Origin of the sequence: Campylobacter concisus (assembly GCF_002913865.1) — a bacterium.
GTDB lineage: Bacteria > Campylobacterota > Campylobacteria > Campylobacterales > Campylobacteraceae > Campylobacter_A > Campylobacter_A concisus_AM.
The window spans coordinates 1-12,297 of the sequence record NZ_POYX01000125.1; the positions used below are offsets into that span (position 1 = coordinate 1).

Consider the following 12,297-nt stretch of genomic DNA (forward strand, 5'->3'; position numbering starts at 1 on the left):
AGTAAAGATAGGTTGCAATGATTGTGGCATAGGTAGTGTTAGCAAAATAGCTAATAAAATTTTTATAAAATCCACTGAAACAAACGATCTAATTTTAGATCAAAATGAAGAACAAAACAAAGAAAGAGGCAAAGGATTAAATTTTAAAAATCCTGCAACAATTGATAATTTTGAAAAATGTTTAAAAGGTGGCATAGAAGCAACTGCAGCATTAGCTGAAAGCATAGGAGATGAAAGTATTACAGCTTTTACTCAAAATTTAAATCGTGTTGCTGGCATATCTGGTATAGGTAAACATATAAATAATATTGTATCGGCACAAAACAACAAAGAGGTAATAAATAGATTAGGTAAGGCATACACAGAAAAGGTCAAAAGTGGTGCAATAAAACTTCCAAAAGAAAAAGTTATGGAACACTCAAATCAAAAGAGCTTAGGCGCTAATAGATGAAATTTTTAAAACAATTTAAAACAATAAAATACTATAAAAAACTATTTATTATTATATTATCATTATCTACAATAGCGACAAATGTTTTAGCTATACCCAATGCTAATGAAAGTAGATACAATAAGCTCTTTTATAAATTTGGCAAAGAGTTTAATATCCCTCCGATACTTCTTTGGGCTATAGCAAAAACAGAGAGTAACTTTACCAATAATGCAAAGAATATTAACAACAATGGCTCAATAGATTATGGGTTGATGCAGATTAATTCAATTCATGAAACAACGTTAAAAGCTAAAAATTTAAGCATTGATGACCTATATAAGCCAGAAACAAACATTCAAATGGGAGCAATGATACTAAGAAATTGCATTAATAAACATGGTTGGGATTATAAAGCACTAAACTGCTATAACGGAAAAGTTGAAAATAATCCATATTCTCGTAAAGTTTTTGCAAATTTAAAAACTTTAAAACAAGCAAGAAGAGTAATTAAATGAACTTACACAAAGATGATACAAGGGCTTTTTTAGAATATCTTGGTTTTGACGTGGATAGCCACTATAAATTCAGGATGCGAGAAGATGAGCATACCGCTTCTGCTTCTATTGATCCAAAGAATGGCTATATTAAAGACTTTGGCAGTGGTTTTAGGGGTGATATAATAGCATTTTATAAGGAAATAAAGAATTGCGATGAAAGAAGTGCATTTTTAGAAGTAGCAGGTATTCTAGACAACCTAAAAATAGATCATGATCTAAATCATGGGCAAAAGACAAATATTGCTATTCATAAAAAAGCTATAAATGTTAGACCAATTAAAGAAGAACCCACAATAGATTATCTTGATGACGACATAGTAAAAAAATACGAAAATGAAAGGCGTGAGAATTTTACACGCTATCAAGAACTTTTACATAAACTGCTTCCGGTTTGTGACAATAATCAACGTAAAGAAATAGCTCAAAGATTTCAAATAGGTTATTCCAAAGAAGAAGATAGGTTGGTAATGCCATTAAGAAATGAGACTGGCAAGATCGTAACGCTTTGGAAATATAATCCAAATTTAAATATCAAATACACTTTTAGCAAAAATAGACCACGCTGCGCCTTTAATATCCAAGCATTAAAAGAATATACAAGAGATGATAGTCCTATATTCATAGCTGAAGGTGAAAAAGACTGCTTAAATATGTTGTCACGTGGATATAAGGCTATAAGCTTTGGGAGTGCTGCCACTCATTTAAAACAAATTCAAATTGATATGTTAAAAGATAGTTACATTGTTGTAGCATATGATTATGACGAGGCAGGGAAAAATGGTGCAAAGGCTTTAAAAGAGCAGTTAAATAACTCTTGTAAAGTTGTAGAAATAATAGAATGGGAAAAGATACTCAAACAAAACGGATTAGAAAAAGAGCTAAAGAAAGGATTTGATTTCACTGATTTTCTAAAACTTAGTGCCAAGGAGAGGGAAAAAAAACAAGGAATTAATAGATGACAGACAACAAAGAAAAAGATAATAGCCAATATAAACCAAAGAAAAGACAGGTTGTAATTTATTTAGAAGAAGATGAATTAAAATATTTAGACTATATCTATAATAAAAAATGCTTTCCAACTCGTGCCGCATATATTAGAATGCTTATTAATGAAGACAAAGAAATGAATGGCTATTAAAAATATTAAATATTTTAATATTGTATAAAAATATTTAATATTTCACATAATAATATATTGTTATAAAAGTATGTAAAAATCGGCATTTGCCATAAATTTAGATAAAATTTTATTTTAAAATTTTATTTTTTTGTAAGGATTTTAAATGGCAAAACAGAAAAATGATAATAATCTATATGATAGTCTTGATCTATTTAGTATGGCAGATGCTCATCCAGAATACTTTGGAGGTAATCTCAATTCAATTATAGAAAAAACGATTGATATAGATGCACAGATAAATGAGATAGAAAATAGCTTATTTGAAACTATAAACACAACAGATGTTACACCAAATGAAGAAACCATAATTAATCCTATAAAAAAATTCAATAATACCTTTGAGGACCTAAAACTAAGCGATGCCCTAGAACTAGGTGGGGAAAAGGATAGATTTAGAAAAAATATTGCAGCAATTAAAACTACTAACGAAATTTACCCAAAATTAGATCTTGCTAAGAAAGGCGAAATAGAACTAAATATTACAAGAGAGCAACAGCTAACAATAGCTAACTTTTCAGGCTGGGGAGGAATAAATGGACTATTTGATGAACGCAATGAAAAATGGAAAGATGAAAGAGAAGAGCTCAAAAAGCTACTTAGCGAAAGTGAATATGATGCTGCTAAACGCTCAAATTTAACTGCATATTATACGCCTAAAAATATCGTTTCGGCAATGTATAAAGGTCTCGAAAGACTTGGTATTAATGCCGATAGAGCAGATTTGAACAAAGAAATTCTAGAGCCTAGTGTAGGAAATGGTTCGTTTATTACGTTTAACAAAAACGATAATTTTCATTTTACTGGTCTTGATATTGAACCTCTTACAATTAAAATGAACAAAATTTTATATCCGAATCAAAAAAATAATAACATTGGCTACGAAAAATTTACTTATGATGAGCAGTTTGACGCAGTTGTTGGCAATCCTCCATTTTTAGATGTCCCACTTTTTGATAATAAGCATCAAGATTTATATGGTTCAGCCCATAATTTCTTTATACAAAAAGCCACACAATACAGTTTAAAAGAAGATGGAATAAGTGCTTTTGTAGTAAGTCGTCACTTTATGGATGCTAAATACAATTCAGCAAGAGATGAGATAGCGCAAAATCATACTTTCTTAGGTGCAGTGCGTTTGCCAAACAATGTTTTTAAGCACACAGAGGCTGAAACAGATATCATTTTTCTACAAAAAGGCAAGCATCCTGAGTATAACAAAGAAATATCCAATATTAAATCAACTCAAGTAGCACAAGATGGCACAGAATTAAATCAAAGCATAAACCATTATTTTATTGAAAATCCCCAAAACATACTTGCTAAGCCGGTCTTTAGAAATGGGCAATTTGGAAAAGCAATTTTTTATGATCCAAAAGACGATATAAATTTTAGTCTTGATACAGCAATAGAAAATTTCATAGAAAATCAACTTCCTGCTAACGTATATAAGTGGAGAGAGCCGGCATCTATTATCGACTTTGCAATAGAAAGTTACGACGATGCCTATGATTATGTTAAGGATTTAAAAGAAAATAGCCTTTTAATCTATAATGATCAAATTTGCAAAATAACCTCGTCGATAAACGGAGAAATAAGAGCATCAAAAATTGAAGATTTAAGCCCCACCATCCAAAATAGAATTAAAAAGTATATACCCTTAAGAGATAAACTCAAAGAGCTCATTGCACTAGAGCAGACAGATATTAAAGACGATGATATAAAACTAAAACAAACAAGAGAACAGCTTAATTTGTTACTAGACAACTATCATATTAGCGAAGGATTTTTATCTGGGAATAAGGCAGCATCATTTAAAAATCTAGATGTAGAGTTTAGCAAAGTCAAAGCTCTAGAAAAAAACTATAAAAAACCTGAACGTGCAAGAGATGGCAAAGAAGCCATAAAGGAAAGCTGCGAAAAGGCTAATATTTTACTTCGCCGAACAATAGGCTTTACTCCTGAAATTTTGTTTGACAATGAAAAGGATGGTGTATTAGTAAGCATGTATCAGTTTGGAAAGATCGATACAAACTATATTTCAAAAAAACTAGGAAAATCAAATATCGAAGTCGAAGATCAAATTATTGCAGAAAAACTGGCTTTTTACGATCCAGAAAAATTATCAAAAGGCGAAAGAGAGCTAATTTTCACTCCAATTTATCTTAGTGGAAATGTCAAGGAAAAATTAAAATTAGCAAAAAATCTACAAGACATTTATGCGGACTTAATGCAAAACAATATAGAAGAACTTAGCAAGGTCATACCACAAGATATTAGCTTTGTTGATATAGACACGAGGTTTGGCAGTTCTTGGATACCAATAAAATACTATGATGATTTTTTAAAGAACGAGCTAAAGACATCAAACTATAATAATGATGCATGGAAACTTCAAAATTTAGGTTCCATGGGCTGGCAAATAGACGGAGATAAATATCATCTTTCACAATATGCAACTTATAACTATTCCGTTGAAGTCAAAGGACTTACCACACAAAGACTAATTAATGGAAATTATGAAATACACCAAAATGTAGGTAACAATAAAAGCGTATATGACATTATAGAAAGTGCTCTAAATAATACACCTATAAAGATTATGGAAAAAACAAATGAGCCTTTGCTAGATAAAGAAGGTAATATTAAGAGAGATAAAGAAGGCAACATAGTCTTTAAACAAGTAATAAATCCAGAAAAAACAGCTGAAGCAAATGCGAAAGTTGAAATGCTAAAAAGCAAATTTAATGAATGGATATATAGCGACCGAGCTAGAGCAAAAGAACTAGAACGTATTTACAACGACAAATTTAACTGCTACGTTAAAGCCAAATTTAATGGAGATGGTTTAGAAATTTTAGGGCTTGATGGCAATATAAAACTTAGAAAGCACCAAAAAGATGCTATTTTTAGAAGCATGGTTCAAAAAAATATTTTACTTGATCACGAAGTTGGGGCTGGCAAAACATATGCAGCAATAGCTGCTGTTATGAAGCAAAAAGAGCTTGGGCTTGTAAAAAAACCTCTAATCATCGTTCCAAACAATCTTGTAACCCAATGGGATCAAAGTATTTTTGATGCATTTCCTAACGCTAATGTGCTAGTGGCAGACGAAAACTCTTTAAGTCCAAAAGAAAGAGACGAGTTTTTGGCTAAAGTAGCAAATAATGACTGGGATGCCGTTGTTATAAAATATACACAAGTAGAAAAACTACCAGTTCCTTTTGAAACACAAAAAAAGATACTTGACAAAGAAATTTATGAGCTAAAAGAAGCTCTTAGATATTACGAGGAACGTGATGAATCAACAAACAGACGTTCTGCACGTCAAGTTGAAAAAATGATAGCTAGAGTTGAAAAAAAAGTGGAAAAACTATTTGATGATAAAGCAAAATCCAAGACAATGGATTTTTCAATGCTTGGTGTTGATAGTATAGTGGTTGATGAGGCACATAACTTTAAAAATTTAGGCGTAATCTCTCCGATGAATGCAAAAGGCAAAGGAGCTAATACTTCAAGCAAGAGAGCATTAAATATGCTTGCACTTACTACCTATATTAACGACAAAAAAGATGGTAAAGTAATGTTTTTAACTGGAACTCCAGTATCAAACTCACTTAGCGAAATTTATAATATGCAGAGATATTTGCAGCCAAAAGAGCTTGAAAATTTAGGCATAGATAGCTTTTCAAATTGGGCTAGTAATTTTGCTGGTATTGACATTGCCCCTGTAAGAGATGCTAGTGGTCGCATAAAAATGGAAGCAAGGTTTTCATCACTTACAAACTTACCTGAGCTATCAAATATACTAAGCCAAACAACAGACACTATCACAAATGATGATATTAAAGCCTTTTCAAAGACATTTGTTCCAAATAAAGAAGTGATTTACGTAAAAAGTGAAAAATCTAAACGTATATCAGATTATATAGGGGAAGCTGATGAAAATGGAATTTACCCTAGATACTCAATTACTGGGCGACTTATTAGTATGGAAGGTGGAGGATATGATCCAAGTATCGATAACCCACTAAAAGTAACAAACGACGCAAAAAAAGCAAGTATTGATTTTAGACTAATAGATCCAACAGCCCCTGATTACCCAAATTCTAAAATAAATATCGCGGTTAATGAGATATTTAAAGAATGGCAAACATGGGGTGATAAAAAGGGGACTCAGCTTGTATTCTTAGATGTTGGAACACCAAAAAGCACTAGTGATAAATCATTTAACTTAAAACTAGACGAGATATTAGCTAGAGAAGAGCAAAAAACAGAATATGTTGATGAATTCGAGAACATAAATGATACTTTAGAAAACAGCGAGGTATCAGTAGATGATCTTGATGAAAATGGAGAGGTTCTAAAAAAGGATGAATTTGATGATAGTAGATTTTTTCTTTATGGAGATATTTATAAAAAGCTAGTTGATAAAGGAATACCAAGAGAACAAATAGCATTTATACATGATGCGGTTAGCAACGAAGAAAAAGCGGATCTTTTTAAAAAAGTTAATGATGGTGAAGTTAGAGTTCTTTTGGGCAGCCGTGCAAAAATGGGAACAGGAGTAAATGTCCAAAGACGCATCACAGCACTTCACCACATAGATTGTCCATGGAGACCAAGTGATATAACACAAAGCAATGGAAGAGCGATTAGACAAGGTAATCTCTTTTATGAGAACGACCCAGAAAACTTTATAATCAAAGAATTTAGACATATTACTCCTGGAACGTTTGATGAAAGGAACTGGGAGTTACAGAGCAAAAAGAACGAGGCTATATTAAATTTCAGAAGAGGTGTCGTCGGAGAACGTAGTTTAAATGGCTTTGAGGAGGATTTATTAAATTCAAATGAGGCACGTGCGGTCGCCAGTGAAAATCCTCTCATCTTTACAGAGTTTGAATTAAATGAAGCTATAAAAAAAGAGAGAAATGAGCTCAAACGATATAAAGAACAAGTTTTTTCTAATGGTGAGGAGCAAGAGAAAAACAACATTAGAATGGCTAATATAGAGATGCAAATACCTAAAATAGATATCATTAAAGATATAGTAAAACAAAATACAAGCGAAAACTTTACTTGTAAAATGAACAAATATAAAGCCTCTATTGCAACTGGTGGTTTTGAGCCAATAGTGTATGACTTTAATATACCAAAAGATAAAAATGGCACAGATACTAACGAAATAGAAATAAAGCAAAATCAAATGGCAGACATCTTGCAAGATAATATAAATTTACTATTTGCAGAAAAAGAGACGCCAAGAGAGGTTGCAGAATATAAGGGCTTTAAAGTTATTGGAGAAGTTACAAATACAGCATTTAATGGAAATATTATATTTTTTAAGCTCGTAAACAAAGAATACGATATAGAGTTAGAACCAAGATCTCTTGAATATAATGACGATATATCAAAAGGTATTAGCGCAAGAGAACAAATTAGCCTTAGAGGCTTTTTTACAAGAATAAACAATGTCCTAAGTGATGAAGCCCTACAAAAGAGGCTAGAGAAAAATAAAAATGATCTAGAAAAATTAAAAGAATCAAATATTACTTTAAAAGAATGGTTAGCAAGCAACCAAGTTTATCCAAAGCAAGAACTTTTAAACAAACTTCAAAAAGACCTTGAAATTTGTAATTCCGAAAATGAGAAGATGATTGTAGACAGGCAGTATAAAAGTGAGTTTAAAAGTTCAGCACTAGAGGAATATAAAAATTGGGACAAAATTCAAAAAGAGAAGTTGCTTGAAAAGCTAAAAGAGCGAAACAATAATGATCAAGTAGAACGACCAGCATTTACGCAACCACAATATAAATTATCCAAACAAACAGAAGAAAAAAGCAGATCAATAGATACTGGCATCAGTCTTTAATATGGCACATTTTATAATTGTATTAAATAATTTAATACAATTATAAATTATTTAATATAGTATTAAACAATAAAAAAAATAAATTTCTCAATAATCTAGAAGTAAATAATTATATACAATATTAAATTATATTATATTATTTAATATTATTTTAAACTTTTTTATATTAGAATTCTTTTATATTTAAAACAAAGGAGAAAAGATGCTGCCGAATAAACCGCAAGATTATCCTAATAGTTTTCCAGCTCGAGTATGGTATACGCACCTTATAGAAGAAATCGGTGACGAAGCTATCGAAAAGCTTGGCTTTTATCCAAACGAAAGACTGCTTGACACAACAAAAGCCTTAGTAGCAAAACAAGATCAAGCACTAGCTAATTTTTTTAGTCAAAGAATATTTTGGGGAATTTTTTATAGCAGTAATGGCGGCATTGAAGAGTCTTTAGGCGTAGGCAATCGTAGGATAATTCCACTAATATGGTTTAGACAAATTGCCGACAGTAAGTTTGCTAACTCGCTTAAAGAGGTCGCAAAAATTGCAAAAAGTGATTTAGAACAACTTCTTTATGAAGGTATCTTGTATCAAGAATTTTTTGAGTTACAAATTTTAGTTAAAAAGGATAGCATTGAATGGCTAAAAAATAATGCTACCAAAAATGAGGTATTAAGTCATCATGGCTTTAACAATATGTTGGGATATAAATATTTCTTAAAAAGAATAAGAGAGGGATTAATGTTTTCAAATCAAGCTTTAGAGAATGGTTTTGATGAAAAAAAACTACCTCGTTTTAGTGAAATGGTAGCACAAGGAGATGGAGCATTTTTACCTTGTCCATTAGTTAAAAACGATCTACACTTTGGTGGTGGAAAATGGCAAATAGAATATGAGTTTGTCACAGATGGTGACTATTAATATATTAAATTTTAAAATAATTTAATATAGTAAAAAATAATTTAATACAAAGGAAAAAAAGATGAGATTACTAGGCAAAATTGCACTTGGTGCAGCAGCAACAATCATGCTTATTGGTTGTGGCGAAGGATCTAAGTATGGCGATAAAGAATATACATTTGAATATTTAAGGGATAATGAACAATTGCTAGTAGAATTGGTTCAGTGGTGCGAGTTAAACAAAAATGCAAATTTAAATACAACACAAATGAAAAACTGCCAAACTGCATATGACAGAAAATCAAGATTGACTCAAAAATGGGGAAATGAGCCAAGTAAATGGGAAAAATTAGTCGAGAAATACGGAACTAAAAAACAATAAGCATAGTCTAAAGGATAAAAAATGGTAATAGCAGTCTGCAATGAAAAAGGTGGTAGCGGAAAAACAAATATTGCTATAAATTTAGCCATAAAATTAGGTCTTATGAAAGATGACACTCTTTTAGTAGACGCTGATCCTCAAAGAAGTATAGATGTTTTTACTGATATTAGAGCTGATGCAAATTTACCACTACTATTTAATGCTGTCTCAAAACTTGGATCATCGATGTTAAAAGAGATACAAAGCTTAAAGCAAAAGTATGATAGTGTAGTAATTGATACTGGTGGACGTGATAGCCAAGAAATGAGACAAGCGTTAGCGGTTTGCAATATTGCTATTATCCCAGTTATTCCGAGCGATCTTGATATTGCCGTTTTGAACAAAATGATACTAGTTTTTAATCAAGCGAAAATTTACAATCCGAATTCAAAAGCACTAATAGTTATCTCTAAAGCTTCACCAAATCCTTTTCTAGCTAAAAAGGTAGAAGCACTACGTGAATATATTAGCGAAAAGAAGTTAGAAGATATTTTTCTAGCAAATAGCATAATCTATGAACGTGAAGCATATAGAAATGCCTTTTCAGCAGGAATGGGTGTGAGCGAATATTGTAAAGATAACGAAAACGCAAAGCTTGATTTCGAAGGCTTCTTTAACGAACTTGTCAATTTTGCTAATAATTAAAAACAATATTATATTATTTTATAAAGTTTAAAATAATATAATATATTGAATTAAAAGGCTAAAATCAAAGGAAGAAAAAAATAATGGCATATATATCTGGCTGGGAAGCTTTAAATATACCTAGGCTTGATGGTTCAATCGCCGATTGGCATCCACTGCTTTATTTTGCCAATAAAAACAATATAAAAACTTATGAGAATAATGAAATTTTAGGTTCTTTGGGGATACAAAGGCGATATGTAAAGATGCTTGATAAAGAAGAGTATGTAGCAAATTATGCAAGAGCGATAGCTGATTTAGTCTATAAAGGCGAAACAGCTGGTCTCAAGAACTGCGTGCAAGATTACTTGGATGATAACGAGGAAAGCGAGCTTTTCAACTATTTAAAGCTTATAAATAAAAACAAAAAAGTTGATGATTTTATGAAATTTGAATTAACAAAGCTATATTTTAAGGATAAAAGATGCTAGAGCAATACCAAAAAGACAGAGTTAAACTTATAAAAGAAATTTTGCCATATCTTGGGGATACCTTTGTTTTAAAAGGTGGAACGGCACTTAGTTTATATTATGGGCTAAATAGATATTCAGAAGACATTGATTTGGATTGCACAACCAACAATATGAATTTTATAAACAAGCTAAAGCGCCATAAAGATTTTAGTAATTGGAATATAAATATTAAAAAAGATACCGACACTGTTTTTAGAGCAATGATAGATTATGGTGCAACTTCTCATTACGGCAGCTATCCATTAAAAATAGAAGTTAGTAGCAGAAACAAAGATCTACTGAGATCCAAGACTTTAAATTTTGAAAATATAAATGGTGTTAACGTCTATTGCGTGGATGAGCTTATAAAAATGAAAGGAGTTGCTTTTAGTGGCAGAGATAAAATTCGAGATTTTTATGATCTAGGATATCTACTACAAACTTATCCTGACAAATTTAGCAAAGAAAATCTTTTTGGGATACGAGAAAAGATCTTTTACTGTGGCGAGGATGAACTAAATTTACTTTTAAAAGATGAAAGTTTGCAACATAAACTTATATCACAAGACAAAATTCACATAACTGATACCTATACTCAAGATGTATTAAGGCGCATCAATACTCTGCTAGAGCCAGCAATACAAAGAGATACAACACAATCTCAAAAACAGCAAAATGATAGTTCAAAAGCTGTTCTGTCTAGACTTGGTATAGCATATGTCAAAAAAGTAGAAAGTGGAGTCATAAAAATAAAAGAAACCAAGAATACAAATGAAAAGGAAAGATAATGGGAATATTGGATAAGAAAAATGGATTTGCATTTGTAAACAATGCCAACATTGCAGCAAGCAGCAATGTGGAAGAATTTATAAACTCTGGTGCTGCAGATAGTAATGAAAAGAAAAAAAGCAATGCTGGACGCCCCAAAAAAACAGGTGAAAAACCGGTCTCGGTTGCAATATATCTTATGCCAAGCGAGAAAGAAAGACTAGAAAATGAAGCAAAAGCTCAGTTTATGAGCTTGTCTGGGTATCTAAAATTGAAGATTTTAGCATGACCACATGTAGGTTATGGCTATACCGTAAAGAAATAGAGATAATTAAAACAATCCCCAAAGACAACAAGCAGATGTGTCTATCTGTTAAAATCTTTTTTATTAAGACTATTAGTTTTTTTGCTATCAATATTTGTTGTATTTTCTACAACCTTTTGTCTGGCTTGTAAAATTTGAGCTTTGCTTGAGTCAGTTTTATTTTGTTTTGGATTAACATCTTTTGTTTGCGAGGATGGAGCAACAACTTTTGTGTCACTTCTGGAAAGAATTTTATATTCAGTCTTTTTCTTTTCAGCTTCACTGAGGGGAGTCAATTCAACTTCTCTCTTTCCTTCTACAGAACAATCCCACACATTCCTATAAAGAGTTTTTTCGCACCATTGTTTAGTTTTTTTATCATAAATTTTCTTTACAATCGGTTCCTGAGCAGTTACTGCAAACCTAGCATAATCTCCATTTGTAATATTATAATCTTCCATTAACTGCCTTAAATGCTTGCCCCAAAGAATAGTTTCTTTCCCTTTACTTGTCTCAAATTTAACATAATACGACTCTTCGGTATGCTCATCTAGTGAAAAATTATATTTTGCTTCACCATATCCAGTTATCTTGTAATGATGCGGCTTATGTCCATCCCAAACGTCTGGAAATTTATTCTTAGAAAATTTCTTATTTTTATAAGAAAAATTTGTTGCTTTATATCCCAAATCGGTTAAATTCTTTGCAAACTCATCACGCATCATATCCAAATC

Annotated in this window: 11 protein-coding genes and 1 pseudogene; 11 read left to right on the forward strand and 1 reads right to left on the reverse strand. The window is 31.4% G+C overall.

Translation table 11 applies throughout. The features are described 5' to 3' along the window. The 11 genes from CYP77_RS10045 to CYP77_RS08045 all read left to right on the forward strand — a co-directional run. A partial coding sequence (locus CYP77_RS10045) for a hypothetical protein (RefSeq protein WP_181001961.1) occupies positions 1 to 451 on the forward strand: 451 nt, incomplete at its 5' end. Beyond that, positions 448 to 948, forward strand: a complete 501-nt coding sequence (locus CYP77_RS08000; protein ID WP_103568032.1) for a lytic transglycosylase domain-containing protein — start codon at positions 448 to 450, stop codon at positions 946 to 948. The genes CYP77_RS10045 and CYP77_RS08000, both read left to right, overlap by 4 nt. Next, positions 945 to 1,949 (forward strand): toprim domain-containing protein, encoded by a 1,005-nt coding sequence (locus CYP77_RS08005; RefSeq protein ID WP_103568033.1) that lies wholly within the window; start codon positions 945 to 947, stop codon positions 1,947 to 1,949. Before CYP77_RS08000 ends, CYP77_RS08005 begins: the two co-directional genes overlap by 4 nt. Continuing rightward, a complete protein-coding gene (locus tag CYP77_RS08010) occupies positions 1,946 to 2,128 on the forward strand; it encodes a hypothetical protein (protein ID WP_103599735.1) in 183 nt (60 codons plus the stop codon). The genes CYP77_RS08005 and CYP77_RS08010 overlap by 4 nt, the downstream gene beginning before the upstream one ends. A gap of 145 nt (positions 2,129 to 2,273) precedes the next feature. Continuing rightward, positions 2,274 to 8,042 (forward strand): SNF2-related protein, encoded by a 5,769-nt coding sequence (locus CYP77_RS08015; protein ID WP_103568035.1) that lies wholly within the window; start codon positions 2,274 to 2,276, stop codon positions 8,040 to 8,042. Positions 8,043 to 8,244: 202 nt separating this feature from the next. Continuing rightward, positions 8,245 to 8,955: a hypothetical protein gene (locus CYP77_RS08020; protein WP_103568036.1), complete on the forward strand. Its 711-nt coding sequence runs from the start codon at positions 8,245 to 8,247 to the stop codon at positions 8,953 to 8,955. 61 nt (positions 8,956 to 9,016) lie between these two features. Continuing rightward, a complete protein-coding gene (locus tag CYP77_RS08025; RefSeq protein ID WP_103568037.1) occupies positions 9,017 to 9,316 on the forward strand; it encodes a hypothetical protein in 300 nt (99 codons plus the stop codon). Positions 9,317 to 9,337: 21 nt separating this feature from the next. Continuing rightward, positions 9,338 to 10,000: an AAA family ATPase gene (locus tag CYP77_RS08030; protein ID WP_103568038.1), complete on the forward strand. Its 663-nt coding sequence runs from the start codon at positions 9,338 to 9,340 to the stop codon at positions 9,998 to 10,000. An 83-nt stretch (positions 10,001 to 10,083) separates the two neighbouring features. After that, positions 10,084 to 10,470 (forward strand): hypothetical protein, encoded by a 387-nt coding sequence (locus CYP77_RS10220; RefSeq protein WP_103568039.1) that lies wholly within the window; start codon positions 10,084 to 10,086, stop codon positions 10,468 to 10,470. Then, positions 10,464 to 11,279: a nucleotidyl transferase AbiEii/AbiGii toxin family protein gene (locus CYP77_RS08040; protein WP_103568040.1), complete on the forward strand. Its 816-nt coding sequence runs from the start codon at positions 10,464 to 10,466 to the stop codon at positions 11,277 to 11,279. The genes CYP77_RS10220 and CYP77_RS08040 overlap by 7 nt, the downstream gene beginning before the upstream one ends. Continuing rightward, positions 11,279 to 11,548 (forward strand): hypothetical protein, encoded by a 270-nt coding sequence (locus CYP77_RS08045; protein ID WP_103568041.1) that lies wholly within the window; start codon positions 11,279 to 11,281, stop codon positions 11,546 to 11,548. The genes CYP77_RS08040 and CYP77_RS08045 overlap by 1 nt, the downstream gene beginning before the upstream one ends. Before the next feature lie 77 nt (positions 11,549 to 11,625). On the opposite strand, the pseudogene CYP77_RS08050 reads toward CYP77_RS08045, so the two are convergent. Further along, positions 11,626 to 12,297 (reverse strand): annotated as a pseudogene (locus CYP77_RS08050) (hypothetical protein); the annotation flags it as partial.

Bases quoted from the DNA above. Each gene is read 5' to 3' on its own strand.
- CYP77_RS08000 (WP_103568032.1), top strand. From the start codon at position 448: ATGAAATTTTTAAAACAATTTAAAACAATAAAATACTATAAAAAACTA.
- CYP77_RS08005 (WP_103568033.1), top strand. From the start codon at position 945: ATGAACTTACACAAAGATGATACAAGGGCTTTTTTAGAATATCTTGGT.
- CYP77_RS08010 (WP_103599735.1), top strand. From the start codon at position 1,946: ATGACAGACAACAAAGAAAAAGATAATAGCCAATATAAACCAAAGAAA.
- CYP77_RS08015 (WP_103568035.1), top strand. From the start codon at position 2,274: ATGGCAAAACAGAAAAATGATAATAATCTATATGATAGTCTTGATCTA.
- CYP77_RS08020 (WP_103568036.1), top strand. From the start codon at position 8,245: ATGCTGCCGAATAAACCGCAAGATTATCCTAATAGTTTTCCAGCTCGA.
- CYP77_RS08025 (WP_103568037.1), top strand. From the start codon at position 9,017: ATGAGATTACTAGGCAAAATTGCACTTGGTGCAGCAGCAACAATCATG.
- CYP77_RS08030 (WP_103568038.1), top strand. From the start codon at position 9,338: ATGGTAATAGCAGTCTGCAATGAAAAAGGTGGTAGCGGAAAAACAAAT.
- CYP77_RS10220 (WP_103568039.1), top strand. From the start codon at position 10,084: ATGGCATATATATCTGGCTGGGAAGCTTTAAATATACCTAGGCTTGAT.
- CYP77_RS08040 (WP_103568040.1), top strand. From the start codon at position 10,464: ATGCTAGAGCAATACCAAAAAGACAGAGTTAAACTTATAAAAGAAATT.
- CYP77_RS08045 (WP_103568041.1), top strand. From the start codon at position 11,279: ATGGGAATATTGGATAAGAAAAATGGATTTGCATTTGTAAACAATGCC.